We start from the raw sequence: 17,581 nt of genomic DNA on the forward strand, positions 1-17,581 counted from the left end.
CGTGACAGAACGAGCCCCCCTCTATCGCTGGTTCGTCGATCACCCGATCGGCACCGTCCTGCTCGCCATGGCGTTGGTCCTGCTGGGCGTAGTCAGCTACTTCCAGTTGCCCGTCGCACCGCTTCCTGAGGCCGAAGTGCCAACCATCCAGGTCAACGCGCTACTGCCTGGAGCAAGTCCCGACACCATAGCGTCGTCAGTCGCCACACCGCTTGAGGTCCAGTTTAGTGCGATCCCGGGCATTGCGGAGATGACGTCAACCAGCGCATTGGGCTCAGCTAGCATCGTCCTCCAGTTCACGCTGGATACACGGCTCGACAGCGCCGTGCAGGAGGTACAGGCGGCGATCAACCGGGCCAGCAGCAGGTTGCCGCCTGACATGCCGTCCATGCCGACCTGGCGCAAGGTCAACCCAGCCGACAGCCCAGTCGCGATCATTGGCGTGCATTCCGATTCGCTCTCGCTGACCGAGGTCAGCGACTATGCAGAGCGTGTTCTGGTGCGCGAGATCGGCCAATTGCCCGGCGTGGGCCTGATCACTACCACCGGCCTGCGCAGACCGGCCATTCGCGTGCAGGCGTCGCCCGTGGCGCTCGCGGGCGTGGGCCTGACGCTGGCGGACATCCGCACCGCCATTCGCGCCGCCAGCCGCAATGCGCCGAAAGGCGCGCTATATGGCGACACGCGCGTGAGCACGCTCGACACCAACGGCCAGTTGCTCGAGCCAGGCGCCTACGGCGACCTCGTGGTTGCCTGGCGGGGGGGCAGCCCGGTATTCCTGAAGGATGTGGCACAGGTCGCGCTGGGCCCAGAGGATGCCTATGTGAACGCATTTCCTAACGGCCGGCCAGGTGTCGCCCTGTCGATCATGCGCCAGCCCGGCGCCAACATCGTCGGGACATATGACCGCATCGCACGCGCGCTTCCTGCCCTGCGCGAAGCGCTGCCCGCAGCCATTCAGGTAGAGATCACCAACGACCGCACCCGCACGATTCGCGCCTCCCTGCACGAGGTCGAGTTGACGCTAGTGATAACCATCGCGTTGGTGATCGGCGTGATGGCGCTGTTCCTACGCCAGTGGTCTGCCACACTGGTCGTCGCGGCGGTGCTAGTAGTGTCCCTGGCGGCCACCTTCGCGGCCATGTACCTGATGGGTTTCAGCCTGAACAACCTGACGCTCGTCGCTGTGGTGGTGGCGGTTGGCTTCATCGTCGATGACGCCATCGTCGTGATCGAGAACATTCATCGCTATCAGGAAACCGGGCTGAGCATGCGACAAGCTGCGCTGCGCGGCGTGGAAGAGGTCGGTTCGACCGTTTTATCAATCGGCCTGTCGCTGGTGGCCGTGTTCATCCCGCTCCTATTCATGTCTGGCGTGGTCGGCAGGCTGTTCCGCGAGTTCGCGCTGACCTCTGCCGTGGCCATCCTGATCTCGGTGGTCATTTCTCTGACGCTGGCGCCATCGCTCGCTGCCGTGGCCATGCGCCGGGGTGCGCATGGCGTTGATCTCAAGCAATCCCGGCTGTCCGCATGGCTCGTGCAGCAATACGCCGCTGGACTGCGCTGGTGCCTGCGCCGACAGGGCCTTATGCTAAGCGTGTTCGGCATCACTGTATGCCTCAGTGCAGCCGGCTTCATGCTGATGCCAAAGGGCTTCTTTCCTCTGCAGGACACAGCTTTTATCGTAGGCACCTCCCAGGCGGCCGCCGATGTCCCATACACGGCCATGCTCGAGAAGCACCGGGCGCTGACTGACATCATCCGCGCCGATCCTGCCGTGCTCACGATCACCCAGTCAGTTGGTATGACCGGTGGCAGTCAGACACTGGCCAACGGGCGCTTCTGGATAGTGCTCAAGGACCGCTCTGAGCGCGACGTTTCAGCCAGTGCCCTAATCGACCGGCTGCGCCCCAAGCTGGCGGCAATACCCGGCATCCAGCTTTATCTGCGCGCGGCGCAGGACATCAACATCGGCGCGGGCCAGCCGCGCGCCCAATATCAATATGTGCTGAAGGCGAACGACACGGGCAATCTGTACACTTGGTCGCAGCGCCTGGCCGCTGAACTACAAAAGGAGCCGCTCTACCGTGACTTGTCCAGCGATCTGCAGCTCGGCGCCAACGTCATTCGCCTGCAAATTGACCGCGCAGCTGCCGCCCGTCTGGGTCTCACCGCAGGCGATGTAGACGACGCGCTATATAACGCCTTCGGCCAGCGCCAGATCAATGAATTCCAGACCGATACCAACCAGTACAAGGTGGTGCTGGAAGTGGACGGCGACGGTCGAGGCAGTATCGAGACGCTTCAATCGCTCCGGCTGCGCTCGCCGATTTCCGGTGACATGGTGCCGCTCTCGGCCATCGTCACCATCGCTGCGCCAGGTGCCGGGCCGGTTTCGATCCTGCACCACGGCTTGTTGCCCGCCGTCAACATATCGTTCAACCTGGCTGCGCGCGCGCCGCTCGGCGACGCCGTGGCGCGGATCGATGAGATACGCCGACGCATCGGCATGCCCGCCTCCATCCAAGGCACATTCCTCGGCTCGGCCCAGGCGTTCCAGGAGGCGCTGGCTGGTCAGCCGAGCCTGATCCTGGCTGCGCTGCTCGCCGTATACATCATCCTCGGTGTGCTGTACGAGAGCCTGGTCCATCCGCTCACCATCCTGTCCACGTTGCCGTCGGCCGCCATTGGCGCTCTCGCCTTCCTGTGGCTCGGCGGCTTTGACTTCTCGATCATGGCGCTGATCGGCGTAATCCTGCTGATCGGCATCGTCAAGAAGAACGGCATCCTATTAATTGATTTCGCGCTCGAGGCGCGGCGCGCGCGCGACATCAGTCCTGGACAGGCCATCTATGAGGCCGCGCTCACGCGCTTCCGTCCTATCATGATGACCACGCTGGCAGCTCTGCTAGGCGCCGTACCGCTGATGCTCGGCTTCGGTACCGGCGCGGAGCTACGGCAGCCCCTCGGCGTGGCCGTGGTCGGCGGCTTGCTGTTGAGCCAGATGCTCACGCTCTTCACCACTCCAGTGGTCTACCTGGGACTTGACAGGCTCTCGCGTTACCGCAGGAGACCCGTGCAATTGCAGCAGCCGGCGGCTGCCGCGGAATAGGGTGACGCCATGCAGACCCGACGACCCCGCCGAACTGCGGCAGCGCCCACCGCACGTCCGAGCCCTGAAATGATCCCGAGACTGGCCGCGCTGCTGGCCGGCTTCCTTATAACCGGCTGCACGCTCGCGCCCCCCTATGAACGCCCTGCATCGCCAGTGGCCCCCGCCTACCCTGATGCGCCTGAAGGCTTTGCCAAGCCAGCCCCGGCCACATCGCGCAGCGCCGGCGACATCGGCTGGCGCGAATTCTTCCGCGACCTGCGCCTACAAGGCGTGATTGCCGCCGCGCTGGAGAATAATCGCGATCTGCGCGTGGCCGCGCTCCGGATCGACGAAGCGCGCACGCTCTATCGCGTGCAGCGCTCCGACTTGCTGCCGCAGCTCGATGCGACGGCGGGTTTCACGCGCCAGCAGACATCCGCCGCGCAATCGCTCAATGGTCAAGGCGAGATCCGACAGTCCTACCAAGCCGGTGGTGCTGTCATCGCTTACGAACTGGATTTCTTCGGCCGCGTGCGAAACCTATCCGATGCGGCACTCGCGCAGTACCTTTCCACCGAAGAAGCACGTCGCGCCGCGCAGCTTTCTCTTATGGCGGAAGTAGCTAAGGCCTATCTCGCGGAGCGCTCGTACGCCGAGCAGCATGCCATCGCACACGCCACGCTCGACGCGCGCAACCGCGCCTACGCGCTCACCCGGCAGCGCTACGACGCCGGCATGGCTGCGGCGCTGGACCTGCAGGATAACGAATCCCTGGTCGCCCAGGCCCGTGTGGCCGTGGCCGAGCTGGGCCGCCTTCGCGCGCAGGCGCAGAACGCGCTGGAAGTGCTGATCGGAACCCCGTTGGCCGCACTGGGAAGGCTACCCGCGCCGCTCACGCTGTCGGAAAGCAGCGTGATCGCCGACATTCCGGCCGGATTGCCATCGGACCTGCTGGTTCGGCGGCCCGACATTCGCCAGGCCGAACAACAGTTGCAGTCAGCCAATGCCATGATAGGGGCGGCGCGCGCGGCATTTTTCCCGCGCATCACGCTGACCGCGACGGCGGGCAGCATCAGCCCTACCCTCGCCAGCCTCTTCGGGTCCGACACCGCTACCTGGTCATTCGCGCCGCAACTCGTGCTGCCGGTCTTCGATTTAGGCCGCAACCGTGCGAATCTCAATCTGGCCGAGGTTCGCCTGCGCATTCAGGCCACCAACTATGAGCGCACCATCCAAGTGGCGTTCCGCGAAGTGGCCGATGCGCTATCGGCGCTCGCCACCTTGCAGGAGACGGTGGCGGGCCAGGTGCAGGTGCGTGACGCCGAGGCTGCGCGGTACCGGCTTGTCAGCCAGCGATGGCGCAATGGCGTGGGCGGTCAAATGGAATCGCTGGATGCGCAGCGCCAGCTCCTTGCCGCGGAGCAGGCGCTAATACAGGCGCGCCAGCTTCGCCTAGCCAATGCCATCGACCTGTATCGCGCCCTAGGAGGAGGGCTCAGGGAGAGTGGTCCGGTGGCAAGTGCGACACTGCCATGACACCGGCTTCCGGGCCGGTACTGCACGATCCTGCCAACGCGCACCCGTTACCGCGCGGACTGGTATGCAGGGAAGGCGACCTCGCCTTGCAGGACAATGCTTGCGACAACTGACAGACAGGGATGCCATCGCGTTCGCATCGCCAAGCTGCATGGGTCGCGTATCTCCACTGCTGCCGCCGCGCGCACATCAGGGCCCGTTTGATAATTCGCCGTAGACCTGTACACAGGTTCGGATATGGAACAGGATAGCCGATCCGTGAAAGCGCCATTGACGAAAGAGTGCGACCCGGAAGCGGGAAAGATGCTGGTCTAGCGCAGGTGGCATATTGCCGCGGGCAGGAATGGCCGGCTGCTAATGGTGAACCTGACTCCTGCGGACATCGCCGACAGGTCGGGGGCGTTGGCGATTCTGAAGGCCCTCGAACATACTGCCTTTAATTCTCATACCGAAGGTGTTTATGCCTTCGCTACTGCTAGCGAAAACGGTGCCACCATGCATGCGTGCTATGGCCTTCACGATCGCCAGGCCGAGGCCGTGGCTGTCCGAGCCTCGCGCGCGTGATGAATCAATGCGATAGAAACGGTCGAACAAACGATTCAGGTGTTCCGATGCAATTTGGGCGCCAACATTTGACACCGCAACTTCAGCGCCTTCGTGGCACACCCGCATTGTTACGCGCACATTCGAACTAGGGGACGAGTACTGTATGGCATTGTGCAGCAAGTTGGTTATCGCTCGCCGGAACAACGCCCGGTCCACAAGTGTTTCTGCGTCTCCCTCTGTTTGGACCGTCAGAGCCTTCTCGTCGATCAATGGCGTCAGAAATTCAACCGTTTTCTTCACCTCGTCGGAGAGCCGGGTCTGCCTCAATGTTTGTGCAGCCTCTCCCTGGTCGGCTCGGGCCAAAAATAGCATGTCATTGACGATGGCTCCGAGACGTTCGAGCTCCTCGAGATTTGACTGCAATACATCCCGCAGATCTGCCGCGCTGCGTTCGCGAGTGAGCATCACCTGCGTGGCTCCGAGCATATTTCCTATCGGCGTTCGCAGTTCATGCGCTACGTCGGCGCTGAAGCCTTCTAGCTGCGCATAGGCAGATTCAAGCCGGTCTAGCGCGCCGTTGAACGATGATACCAAAGGGGTCAGCTCACTAACTGCCGGAACAAGGTGCAAACGTTGAGCCCGATTGCTCGGGCTGAGTGACTGCGCGCAAGCGGATAGTTGCGCTACCGGATGCAGTCCAACGCGTGCCACCCAGTAGCCGAGTCCGCTGACGAGTACGATGCCACACAAGCAGATTATGGTCAGTCCGACTGCGAAAGCACGCATCGTTTCCGCGATCTGCGTTGTGCTTACTCCTACAACCAGATGGATCTCCGGATGGTCCGCCAGAGGTTTTAGCATTTTCCCTAGGGTTCTCAGCGGGTGCTGCGGATCATCGAGCACCAATTGCTTGATGCGGCTGTCCCCTGGCGGATGAAGCGCGGACGGAAAGTTCTTTCCGTAATTCAGGGAGGGATCCATACAGGAGATCCAGAAGCGAGTGTTTCCGTCCGTGGTGGTCAACATGGTCAATGCGTCGCGTAACTCACCCCACCGCTCGACCGACGGCACCTTCTCCACGAGGTTCTGGACCACCTCCAGTTTCGCGCGCAGGTCGTTGTCCAATTGCTGATCGAGCGTATGACGGAGTCCTTGATATAGTGCGATGCCTGAAAGCGCGAACACTAAAAGGCCGACCAACCCGAATAGTAACGAGAGCCGGAATGCAATCGAGCGTATCATTGCGTCACATCATTGATCCGGGACTCTAGAACGTAGCCCATACCACGAATGGTGTGTAGCAGCTTGTTATCATACGGCCCATCGATCTTGTCCCGCAGCCGCTTGATCGCAACTTCGACCACGTTGGTGTTGCTGTCGAAGTTCATATCCCACACGAGTTCCGCCAGCTCCGTCTTTGACAGTATTTTTCCCTTACGCCTCGCCAGCGTGGTCAACAGATTGAACTCCTTGGCGGTCAGCTCCAGCCTCACATTGCCGCGATAAGCCTTGCGTGCCAACATATCCACGTGGAGGTCGGCAATTTGAAGATGCACCATTTCCTGCGGCTTTCCGCGTCGGATCAACACATGCAATCGTGCCTGCAGTTCGAGGAATGAGAAGGGTTTGATTAAGTAGTCATCAGCGCCCGCCTGCAGACCTTTCACGCGGTCTTCGATCCTGTCACGGGCGGTCAGCATGATCACAGGTGTCTGTCGGCTGGCCCTGAGCGCTTCCAGTACGGCAAATCCATCGATACCGGGCAGCATGACATCAAGCACAATCGCGTCGTAGTCGTTCTGTACAGCCAGATGTCTCCCATCGATGCCATTGCTTGCCACATCGACCACACATCCGCTCTCGGTCAAACCTATGCGCAAGTAGTCTGCTGTCTTGGCCTCGTCTTCGACGATCAGAATTTTCATTTGATGTCCCTTGAGCAGGAAACCCAGTTCCGGACGTCATTTTTAACCGAAATCATATGCATGCTGAATGACAATTCCGTAAGGCTGGCGACAGCGTGGCGTTGAGTCCAGTGATCTATGGTTCTCGATACACCGCACCATTTCTGCTCAAGTAGCGATTCCACTGGAGTTCCTCATGTCGAAGATCGCCGCCCTGGCTTTCGCATTTCCCCTTCGGCTATATCTCCTCTTCCCGGTTTGGGCTGATCCACTCAATCCCCCAGGAGGAGCTGCTTCCAGCGAATCGGCTGACCGCTTCGTCCGCCTGGATGCCAACCCTCCCTGTATCATTGTCGCACTCGGCGAAACCGTCACTCTGGTCAGCAGCGAGCAGTCATTCACCTGGCTTTTTGACACCTCCGGGGTAGATGGTTTCCCTCTGTCGCGGATCGCAGGTGCCGGATTCGCTGGAGGGGCCGTCAAAGAACGCCAGCCGGGAGTTGGCCCGGACAGCAGCATGAACCGAGCATCAATAGCAGGTGCGCGACCGTACTGCAATCGCTCGTTGGAAGACTGCACGGGCTGCGTACACAACGCCGTCATTGCGCTTCGCTTGCGTTGATTGCCAAGTGGGGACGCCTCGCCATCAGCAACAGCATCAGCGCGGAGATTACAGCCGGCACAGCCACAGCGAGGAATAGGTCGGCATTAGACCAGTTCAGCCGGATCAGTTCGCCTCCGACCACCGGCCCCACAATGGAGCCAACTCGTCCCACTCCCAGGCTCCAGCCCACGCCAGTGGAGCGCAACGCGGTCGGATAGTAAGTGGCAGCCAGGGCATTTACCGCAGGCTGACCGCCAATGATGCAGATCCCAGTGATGCCGACAACGAGAAACAGCAATGCCGGCGGTAGACCAGACTGACCGATAGTTGCAATTGTGACCGCTGCCAACAGGAAGGCCGGCACGAGTACTTTGAAGAAGCCGATGCGGTCAATCGCCGGCCCCATCGCTAGCGTTCCGACCACCCCACCTATCTGCAGCGTCGTGCCTACCAGCACCGCCGTCGAAGTCGGGAGCCCGGCGCTCTTGACGATCGTGGGTAGCCAGTTGGAGAGAAAGTATAGATTGAGCAGGTTCATGAAATTGACTGCCCAAAGGAGCAAGGTCGTCCTGGCGCGGCCGCCGCGAAACAGCTCCAGCACGGGTACGCCACCCTGGCGAGCGTCGTGCACGACCAAGCGCGTATCCGGCGTGACCGCCAGGGACGGGTCGATGCGGCGCAGGCACGCCGCTACCCGATCGAGCCGCACGCTGCGCACCACCAAGAACTGCATGGACTCAGGCATCTGCAGAAACATCAAGATCGCAAGCACCATCGGCACCATGCCACCCACGATGAAAACGGACTGCCAGCCCCAGGCCGGAATGAGCACGGCCGAGATCAGACCACCCAGCACCGCACCGACAGTGAAACCGCAAGACACCAGCATCATCAGCGTCACGCGCTTGCGCTTGGGGCTGAACTCGCTCGCCAGCGCCATGGCGTTGGGCATGATGGCGCCCAGGCCCACGCCCGTAGCAAACCTCAGCCCCAACAGTTGCGTAATGGTGGTCGCCTGAGAAGTGGCGAGCATGCACAGCGCAAAGGCAAGCGTAGCCCAGATCAAGACCGGGCGGCGCCCCACCTTGTCGGCAACGACACTGAAGGCCAGCGAACCCAGAAGCATGCCCAGCAAGCCGGCGCCGAATACCGGGCCGAGCGCAGCCTTGTCCACACCCCAGGCCTGGATGATGGCGGGCGCGACGAAGCCCATGGATTGCACGTCGAACCCATCGATGATGACTGTCAGGCCAGTCAGCACCAGGATCCAGATCTGAAAGGTGCTGAGGCGGCTTGTGTCCACGACCGCTGAAACGTCTATAGTGGGCTGCGGTTTAAACATCGCAGGTGCCTCCTGTTGGGGCATTGTTGGATATTGATGGCAACCCGGCTCAGATCCTGAGCGAAGGTTCGCCACGGACTCTCGACTTTGCCTAGTCGGCAGCCCGGCTGAGGCGTGGGATTGCATCGGTGCATGCGAGCATCAGCAATGCGCCGAACAGGGCGCTATTCTTGAGGAAATGATTCAGCTGGTTACTGTAGTTGGCAGAGTCAGCGAGCCAGAAGCTATGGAAGGTAAGCGTGGCCGGAACCACAAACAGCGCCAGTACCGCAGCGGCCAACCGCGTTTTCCAACCTAGCGCCAATGCCAGCCCTACACCAACTTCGACGATGATGACAAGGACGGTGACGCACTGCACGAATGGCAGCCCTAAGGTTGTGAGCATTGCCGAAACGCTGGCAAAATGTCCGATTTTCAACAAGCCAGATACGACAAACAGCGCGCCCAGCAGTGCGCGCCCTACGATTACGCCCAAGTGCAGTCTCGGTGACGCAGGAAAAAATTGGATTCTGTTCATCCCTAGACTCCATATAGTTACGATCCTGATGACTTCATACTCTACGAGTAGTCCCTACTAACAAGAAGTCATCTGGCAGCATTTCATTTGTGCCACGGCGGCACAAATTCTTGAACATGCAGCATTGCGAGTCGGCCATATCACGTTGGCCAAGCTCCGCGCGGCAAGGGATGATGCCGCGATACTTCCTTTCGGGGACACACGTCATGAAAGATCTGGGCACAAGCAGACTGAATACAGTGGAACTGTTCTGCGCCGCGGCGAAAGCGCAGAGTTTCACCGCGGCGGCGGCCTCCCTGGGGACCACACCGTCCGCGATTAGTAAGGCTGTGCGGCGCTTGGAGAACAGGTTGGGGCTCAAGCTGTTTCAGCGCACAACCCGCGCCATCCGCCTGACGGACGACGGACTTGCTTACTACAAGACCTGCCACCAGGCGCTGGAAAGCATCCAAGAGGTAGAGCAGGCGCTTACCTGCCATAGCAGGCCTCGCGGAGTGCTGCGCATAAGCCTGCCTTACAGTTACGGCATCAAGCGCGTCATCCCACTGATCCCGCGGTACGTCGAGCGCTACATGGGGCAAGTGAGGATCGAAGTCTCTCTTAGCAATTCGTTGGCTAATTTTGTGAAACAGGACTTTGATATGGCTATCCGGCTGGGGCAGATAGCAGACTCACGGCTAGTTGTGCGCCGCTTGCATGAGGCACAGTTTCGTGTCGTTGCCACGCCAGCGTACCTGCGCCAGCATGATGTCCCCCGCAGCCCCGATGATTTGCGCCAGCATAATTGCCTGGGGTTGCTTATGCCCGATAGCGGACGCGTCCTGCCTTGGACTTTTTCTGCAGAGGGGAATTCCAAAAGCGAAGTCGCCATTCGCTCGAGCATGACCTTTGATCACCCGCTGGGCACGCTGGCTGCCGTACTCAGCGATGCCGGTATCGCGCAATTGCTCGATTTCACGGTTGATGATGATCTTCGTAGTGGTCGCCTGGTCGAGGTACTGGCGGACGTACGTCCACCGTCCCAGGCAGTTTCAGCCGTCTATCCCAGCAGCCGAAATCTGTCGGCAAAGGTGCGTACGTTCCTGGATTTCTTGCTTGAGGCAGTTGATGAGCGGAATCGTGGCTAGGGATCTCACCACCCTCGTGAGGGCTGAGGCACGTTGCCTTGAACTGATAGTACATCGCGCCGAGCCGGAAGTCTTCCGGATGGCATCCCCACAATAGGGAAGACGTGTGGCGACAGCAATTGCCGCAAGGTCGCCTAGGGGCCGGGTGATTTGGAGGGTCGTCCTGGACGCTACCGGTTGGAAGTGGCGACTTTGGCCGATGAGCGAACGATCTATTCACCGGGCAGATTAGCACCGCACCAGCGGCTCGCGATCGGTCCTCGTGGTCACTGCGGCTAGCGCCGGCGCGATCGCCAACACGCCCAGGAACCAGCGCCTCAGCCCCTAAACGTGCCGTGGTCGACGCGGCCTTACCACTCTCCCCGACGGTGATTCGATACCCAGCGATACATGCCCATGATGTTCATGGTCCGCATCGTGTCGAAAGCGATCCACCGTTTTACCTCCTCGGTGAAACGGACATTTCGATAGAGTTGATCCCAAATCCGAGGCAACAATGCCCGGCGGCCCTTGCCGCGGAGGCGCATCCAAAGCCGCCAGTTTCCTAGCCGTTCTCCCGCGCTCCGTTGTTCTCCAGCGCAGGGCGCACATCGACATATCCTTGACCTGGGCGCAAGAATCATTTGCCCGCGGCGGGGTTTTTTCGGAACCCGGGTTCTCCCGATAATTGCCACATCTTGCCGGCAACGCGGCCGGAGCAACCCCAAGGGTCTTCATGCTGGCCGGCTCCTCGTGGCGGCTTTCAGCCCAACCCTTCCTACGTGCGAGAGAACCATGCTTTTCACTCCCTACCGCCTCGGCAACATCGAGATGCCCAACCGCATCGTCATGCCTCCTATGACCCGCTCGCGGGCTGGCGTCGGCGACATCGCCACCGACCTCATGGCCGAGTACTACAGCCAGCGCGCTAGCGCAGGCTTGATCATTTCCGAAGGCACGCAGATCAGCAGGCAAGGCCAGGGCTATGCCTGGACCCCCGGCATCTACAGCACGGAGCAGGTGCGCGGCTGGCGCAAGGTCACCGACACGGTGCATGCCGCCGGCGGCAGAATGTTCGCGCAGCTCTGGCATGTGGGCCGGGTTTCGCACACGTCACTGCAGCCGGACAATGCCGCGCCGGTTTCGTCATCGGCGCTGGTCGCGGATGGCGTCAAGGTATTCGTCGATCCGGAGGGACGCGGCCCGCAAGCCGGCGTCGGCGAGATGATCCAGCATTCCACGCCGCGCGCGCTTGCTGTCGACGAAATCCGGGGCATCATCGCGGACTATGCCAGCGCCGCGCGAAACGCGCTGGAGGCTGGCTTCGACGGCGTTGAACTACATGGCGCCAATGGTTACCTGATCAACCAGTTTATCGATTCGCAAGCCAATGCCCGTGATGACGAATATGGCGGTTCGCTGTCCAATCGGCTGCGCTTCCTCAAGGAAGTGGCCCAGGCCGTGACCGACGTGGTTGGAAAGGAACGCATCGGTGTGCGGCTGGCGCCGTTGACCACCCTGCAAGGCGCGGTCGACGACACGCCGGAAGCCACCTACCTTGCCGCTGCGCATGCGCTCGGGCAGATCGGTGTTGGTAATATTCATATCGCCGAGGCGGACTGGGAAGATGCCCCGGTGATGCCGGCGGCGTTCAAGGAAGCGTTGCGCGCCATCTATCCGGGCACGCTGATCTATTCCGGCAACTACACCCTGGCGCGTGCCGAGCAAGCGCTGACCAATGGCTGGGCGGACCTGATCGGCTTCGGCCGCGCGTTTGTTGCCAACCCGGATCTGCCCTACCGCCTGCAGCACAAGCTGCCGCTCAGTGTGGGCGACCGCTCCAAGTATTTCGGGGGTGCTGCTGCCGGCTATACAGACTACCCCCACTACACCGCCGCCTCGCTCGAAACCAAGGCCGCCGCATAGACCGGCACACAAGGAATCGCCATGCCATCCGCATTGGAAAAACTGACCGCCGGAGGCTTCAGCGTCGGCGTCGAATTGCCGCTGGACAATGACTGGTCGCCTGCCGGCGACCTTGCGCGCCGCCAGGCCGGCCGCCTGCCCGGAGAGCCGGACCTGGCCCGGCACGGCGAGTTGGCCAGGTTGGCAGATCAACTCGGTTTTCGCGCGCTGTGGGTGCGGGACGTACCGCTCTATGACCCGCAGTTCGGGGACGCCGCGCAGGTCTTCGAAACCTTCAGCTACCTGGGCTACCTGGCGGGCGTGACCGAGCGCATCCTGCTCGGCACGGCCGCGGTGGTGCTGCCGCTGCGCGAACCGGTGCTGACACTGAAATCCTCCGCCACAGTAAATCATCTCAGCAACGGCAGGCTACTGCTCGGGGTGGCCAGCGACGATCGCCCCATCGAATACCCGGTCTTCGGCCGCGACTTCGAACACCGCGGCGAGGCCTTCCGCAACCAGGTAGCACTGTTGCGCGACGTGGGCGCGGCCGAGTTGCCCGCTGGCGTCAAGGTATTGCCGCGCCTTCATAAGCCATTGCCCCTGTTGGTAGCAGGACTGGCCCAGCAGACCCCCTCTTGGGTAGGTGAGCATATGGACGGGTGGCTTGCCTATCCCGGCACGCCGGAAGACCACACGCGCCGCAGCGTGCTCTGGCGCAGCGTGGCCGGCGCGAAGCCTTACATCAGCTTTATCCATCTTGACTTGCTGGACCATGCGAACGCGCCGCTGCAACGCCAGCGCTTTGGCGCGGCAGTTGGCCGCAACGGCCTGATTGCCGAGCTCCATGCCATGCGCGAAGCCGGCGCCGGACATATCGGCCTGCACTTCCGCCGCAGCCACCGGCCGGTGCAGGAAGTCATGGAGGAAATCGCGGCGCACGTACTGCCGCACTTTCACGACGACGCGCGCATCGCCAATGCTCAGCCAGAAACCGCCTGAGGAACCCCAGATGCATCAACCTACCGACGATCGCCAGTCCTCCCCGCGCGAATACCTTGCCTGGACCTGGTCCGAGACAGGCGAGCCCTCGGCCTTGAAGCTGCAGCGCAAGGCGATGCAGTTGCCCGGGGCTGGCGAAGTACTGCTGGCAAACCGCATCATCGCCCTGAATCCGGTGGACTGGAAGATGATCGAATGGGGCCACGCAGCGTGGCGCCCAGGCCACGTACCCGGCGTCGACGGCCTCGGCAGCATCGCAGCGCTGGGAGACGGCGTGCGGCTGCCTGTCGGAGCCCGCTTTGCCTACCACCAGGACCTGGCGCGCGACGGCAGCTTTGCCGAATACACCTGCCTGCGCGCCGAATGCCTGTTGCCGGTGCCCGAAAACGTGAGCGACGAACTCACCGCTAGCCTGCCCTGTCCTGGGCTGACCGCCTGGCAAGCGCTGCAAAAAGTGCCCGACGCGCCGGCGCGCGACGTGCTGGTGAGCGGCGCGGGCGGCAGCGTTGGCTTGATCCTCGTCCAGTTGGCGCTCGCGCGCGGCTGGCGGGTCTGGGCCGCTGCCTCGACGAGGCATCACGCCCGGCTCATTGCCCTTGGCGTGGCCGGCGCCTTTGACTACCGCGAGCTGGGCTGGCTCGACCGACTACAGGCCGTGCTCGGCACGCGCAGGCTGTACGCCGCATTCGATACGGTCAGCGGCGACCATGCCCGCTCGCTGGCCGCTCAACTCGGCTACAACGGGCATCTGGTCTGCATCCAGGACCGCCAGGAGCAGGCGCCACTGCCCGCCTTCACTAGTGCGATCTCGCTTCATGAGGTAGCGCTCAACAGCGCCCATGCCTTCGCAGCCGCACAGGACTGGCAAGAGTGGCGGGGCGCCGGCCTCAGGCTGTTCGAGCAGCTTCGCGGCGGCAATCTGCAGTTGCCGGAGACCACCATGTACGATTTCGCTGCGCTGCCCGCGGCACTGGCTGCCCTCAAGGCAGGGGATGCCCAAGGCAAGCAGCTGATCCGGCTCTGACCGCCGCTCCGTAGCGTCGCCGAGGCCGTGCCCACCCCCGAGGTGGGCACGGCTGCGGTGTGTTGGAGTCTCGTTGCCACCAGTAAGCCACTCGGCCTGGAACCGGCAATTGCCTTGCTGGCCAGCCGGCCGTATGGGATAGATTCCGGGATGACGTGTAGATGGGCATTGCGTATGACATATGATGTGTCCTTAAACATCCCCTATCGAGGCAAGACGTCACGAGAGAACTAGCGCGCGTGGAGAAGAGCAATCTGTCTTCACGCGTCTATGACCAGATCCGGTCCGCACTGATGAGTGGCAAGTACGTTCCGGGCGAACGATTGCGCGTGGCGGAACTGGCCCAATCGCTGGGAACGAGCAGTACGCCAGTGCGTGAGGCAATCTTCCGGCTCGTCAGCGAACAAGCCCTGACGATGACAGCGGCAATATCAATCACGGTGCCCGAACTCGATGCGGATACGGTGTCCGAGATCCAGTTGATGCGCACCCTCCTCGAAGGCGCTGCCGCGGAAGCGGCCGCACTTCGGGTGACGCCGCAGGAAATCGCCCGGCTGCGCAAGACGCATGAAGCGTTCATCAAGGCGGTGGCAACCAGCCCGCGCGAAGCAGCAAGCCAGAACCGCAAATTCCATTTCGAACTGCTGGCGGCCTCGCATCTGCCGAACCTGTTTTCGGTCGTCGAGAGCATGTGGGTACGCATGGCCCCCCTGCTACACGTCTTTCACACTGAACTGCAAGCCAGCCGGGAAAGCCTGGACGAGCATCCGCACTACCGTGTGCTAGAAGGACTGACGAAGCACGACGCGAAGATGGCATCGGGCGCAATACGCGACGACATTCAGTGGGGCAGGACCGTTTTGCTGAATTGGATGGCCGCACGGGAAGAAGAAGAAACTGCCTGACCGCCGTAAAACGCGACGCCTAACGGGCCTCGCGTCGAGAGCCGGGCGTCACGCGAGTACGCCCGGCATTGCCTCTTCCGCAGATGTCGAGACTCCACGGATTACCGCGTCAAGCTCCGTTTATGACTTTGGTTTCCAGGAAGTCCTCGAATCCAGGCCGGCTTATACCGACGCACCGCCATCTGTTCCTCGGCGGACTCGACTGCGTCCAGTATCCTGCTAGCGTGGGCTAGGAAGGCGCATCCCTCCTCGGTCAGTTCCAGCCTGCGCGTGGTTCGCCGCATCAGCGTGGTCTCCAGTTTCTCTTCCAGCCGGCCGAGGGCGCGGCTGACAGCGGACACGGTTTGCAGCCGAGTGGCCCATGGACCATGATGCAGTCGTGGCCGCACCTGCGAATCATCGCGTGATCTATGAAAACGACCAGATTCGCGTCTGAAGGCGGCCACCGGCGTGGATATCCAGCACATTCCATACAAGGGCCCTGCCGCTACCATGGCCGTCATAAGCGGAGAGGTCGATGTCCTGCTGGAAGGCGTGGCGCCCTTGTTGCCGCAGATCCGCGCCGGCAAGCTCCGGCCGCTGGCGATCACCGGTACCCGGCGGCTGGCCTTGCTGCCGGACACGCCACCCCTGGCCGAACTCGGCTGGCAGGGCTTTGACGCGGTCTGGATCGGCGTGGTGGCGCCGCGGGACTTGCCCACGCCCATTGTCAACCGGCTGAACAAGGAACTGGCCGCGGTCATGGAGTCCGCCGACATTCGCAGCAGCTACGAGCAGGTAGGCAGGGAGATCGAGCCTGGCACCCCGGAAGCGATGACTGCGGCGATCCGCCAGGAGGTCCCACGCTGGCGCGAGGTGGTCCGACAGGCCGGGATCGCTTCGAACTGAGACGACGCGGGGTGGCACAAGTGGTACGGCCCTGACTCTTGCCTGACCACGCGCCGCTCTGTGGGTATCGGGTGCGTTTCCCGCGCCGTGTGTTGCCGCAGTCCCGCATGCCGAACGGGCCAGACCACTAGCCGAACGACTAAGGCAGTCGCAATGGCTGCCTGAGCATTCACCGACTCACCCCGATCGCTTCTGGACCTGTTCTACCGCGCCGAGCCGAAAATAAAGAGCCGCAATGGCGGCTGCACTTCGGAAGCGGTCTTCGCGATGAACCAGACCCGAACGACCGGTTGAATCCTCACTCTGATAGCCGCCACTCCTGCTGCCGGAGGCTGGACGGTTCTTCGGGGTCGATTAGAGCCATCTGGCTCGACAGCGACCTAGCCTGCTAAATGTCCACGGGGCCGCTGCAGATCCCACGCAGCATCCCCGGTATTCGGTACCGAGCCAAGTAAGTAAGATCGACTGATGAGCACATCGTCCCCCATCTTTCCAACCGGCGAAATGGACAGGGTTTCGGAGCTATGAGCCACGCCCGATAGGGGATTCGGATGTATCCGTCGTTCCGAACCTCTCCGTATCGAAACCTTGGCCATCGTCCAGCATCACGCCGAGCAGCGACTCTCCGAGCTTTCTGCTGGCCCGTTGCGAGACGATCTGGCAGTGCCGGCAATGACCACGTAACCCGACCGGCGGCGCTCCGCTAAGGCTGGCCAACCCTACCGCGTCAGGGGTTTAGTTCAAGAATAGTTATCGGCATGAATGGGGGCGCAAAAGAACCCTCACCAAGGACGGGTTTCGCTCACTCAACGGAATCTTTGCTCGCTTAACTCTGAACTCCAGCTGCCATGGTGGCCCGTGCCTGGTCAAGTGGCATGGCGCGGTTGCACTTCTTGTTGGCGGCTGTCTGTACCGCAACCGAACCCCGACCTCGCGCGGTGCGGTCCGAGGTGCGTGTTCATGCGGAATGCCGTCGGCTGGCCGTCCAATCGCGTGGTGCAAACACTCGCCCTTCAGTGCACTTGTCGTACGCCGGGTGTCCGCCTTTAGTGGAAATGCTGTGATGCAGCATTTACTAGATCTAGCTACGCGAGATCGCAATTGGGACGAAATCCCATAATCGCACGAACTTTTGTAATGATCTCTACATCATTGAAACCTGTGCGATGTCTCCCTATGCTGCCTTCCATGACCACACCCCAAGACTC

General features: G+C 61.8%; 13 protein-coding genes and 1 pseudogene. 9 read left to right on the forward strand and 5 right to left on the reverse strand.

The genetic code is table 11. The features are described from left to right. Position 1 precedes the first annotated feature (1 nt). Together AC07XB_RS29830 and AC07XB_RS29835 are read left to right on the forward strand one after the other, a co-directional pair. Positions 2–3,112 carry an efflux RND transporter permease subunit gene (locus AC07XB_RS29830; RefSeq protein WP_492812344.1) on the forward strand — a complete coding sequence of 1,037 codons (3,111 nt, stop codon included), beginning with the start codon at positions 2–4 and terminating at the stop codon, positions 3,110–3,112. 69 nt (positions 3,113–3,181) lie between these two features. Next, positions 3,182–4,630, forward strand: coding sequence for an efflux transporter outer membrane subunit (locus tag AC07XB_RS29835; protein ID WP_492830958.1), 1,449 nt, complete (start codon positions 3,182–3,184; stop codon positions 4,628–4,630). Between the two features lie 354 nt (positions 4,631–4,984). On the opposite strand, the gene AC07XB_RS29840 is transcribed toward AC07XB_RS29835, so the two are convergent. Both AC07XB_RS29840 and AC07XB_RS29845 read right to left on the reverse strand, forming a co-directional pair. Then, a complete protein-coding gene (locus AC07XB_RS29840; protein WP_492830957.1) occupies positions 4,985–6,418 on the reverse strand; it encodes a heavy metal sensor histidine kinase in 1,434 nt (477 codons plus the stop codon). After that, positions 6,415–7,101: a heavy metal response regulator transcription factor gene (locus AC07XB_RS29845; RefSeq protein WP_492372290.1), complete on the reverse strand. Its 687-nt coding sequence runs from the start codon at positions 7,099–7,101 to the stop codon at positions 6,415–6,417. The genes AC07XB_RS29840 and AC07XB_RS29845 overlap by 4 nt, the downstream gene beginning before the upstream one ends. A 175-nt stretch (positions 7,102–7,276) precedes the next feature. Here AC07XB_RS29845 and AC07XB_RS29850 point away from each other — a divergent pair, with 175 nt between their 5' ends. Continuing rightward, the gene (locus tag AC07XB_RS29850; RefSeq protein WP_492372291.1) at positions 7,277–7,702 is read left to right on the forward strand and encodes a CzcE family metal-binding protein; all 426 of its coding nucleotides are present in this window, start codon (positions 7,277–7,279) and stop codon (positions 7,700–7,702) included. On the opposite strand, the gene AC07XB_RS29855 is transcribed toward AC07XB_RS29850, so the two are convergent. Together AC07XB_RS29855 and AC07XB_RS29860 are read right to left on the reverse strand one after the other, a co-directional pair. Next, positions 7,680–9,026 (reverse strand): MFS transporter, encoded by a 1,347-nt coding sequence (locus AC07XB_RS29855; RefSeq protein WP_492830956.1) that lies wholly within the window; start codon positions 9,024–9,026, stop codon positions 7,680–7,682. The genes AC07XB_RS29850 and AC07XB_RS29855 overlap by 23 nt on opposite strands. A 91-nt stretch (positions 9,027–9,117) precedes the next feature. Continuing rightward, positions 9,118–9,543, reverse strand: a complete 426-nt coding sequence (locus AC07XB_RS29860; protein WP_492372293.1) for a DoxX family protein — start codon at positions 9,541–9,543, stop codon at positions 9,118–9,120. A gap of 206 nt (positions 9,544–9,749) precedes the next feature. Between AC07XB_RS29860 and AC07XB_RS29865 the strand changes: the two genes are divergently transcribed. From AC07XB_RS29865 to AC07XB_RS29885, 5 genes are all read left to right on the forward strand, one after another. Further along, positions 9,750–10,670 (forward strand): LysR family transcriptional regulator, encoded by a 921-nt coding sequence (locus AC07XB_RS29865; protein WP_492812334.1) that lies wholly within the window; start codon positions 9,750–9,752, stop codon positions 10,668–10,670. A gap of 774 nt (positions 10,671–11,444) precedes the next feature. After that, positions 11,445–12,575: an alkene reductase gene (locus AC07XB_RS29870; protein WP_492830955.1), complete on the forward strand. Its 1,131-nt coding sequence runs from the start codon at positions 11,445–11,447 to the stop codon at positions 12,573–12,575. Positions 12,576–12,596: 21 nt separating this feature from the next. Continuing rightward, the gene (locus AC07XB_RS29875) at positions 12,597–13,556 is read left to right on the forward strand and encodes a TIGR03571 family LLM class oxidoreductase (protein WP_492830954.1); all 960 of its coding nucleotides are present in this window, start codon (positions 12,597–12,599) and stop codon (positions 13,554–13,556) included. A 10-nt stretch (positions 13,557–13,566) separates the two neighbouring features. After that, complete coding sequence (locus tag AC07XB_RS29880) at positions 13,567–14,580, forward strand: zinc-binding dehydrogenase (RefSeq protein ID WP_492830953.1); 1,014 nt, start codon at positions 13,567–13,569, stop codon at positions 14,578–14,580. Between the two features lie 239 nt (positions 14,581–14,819). Further along, on the forward strand, positions 14,820–15,485 hold the full coding sequence (locus tag AC07XB_RS29885; RefSeq protein WP_492830952.1) for a GntR family transcriptional regulator: 666 nt from the start codon (positions 14,820–14,822) through the stop codon (positions 15,483–15,485). Positions 15,486–15,640: 155 nt separating this feature from the next. On the opposite strand, the pseudogene AC07XB_RS29890 reads toward AC07XB_RS29885, so the two are convergent. Continuing rightward, positions 15,641–15,829, reverse strand: a pseudogene (locus AC07XB_RS29890) (LysR family transcriptional regulator); the annotation flags it as partial. Between the two features lie 88 nt (positions 15,830–15,917). On the opposite strand from AC07XB_RS29890, the gene AC07XB_RS29895 reads away from it, so the two are divergent. After that, entirely contained in the window at positions 15,918–16,373 is a 456-nt protein-coding gene (locus AC07XB_RS29895) for a Bug family tripartite tricarboxylate transporter substrate binding protein (RefSeq protein WP_492830992.1), read from the forward strand. Positions 16,374–17,581 lie beyond the last annotated feature (1,208 nt).

This window comes from Cupriavidus sp. GW821-FHT02F09, assembly GCF_059421605.1.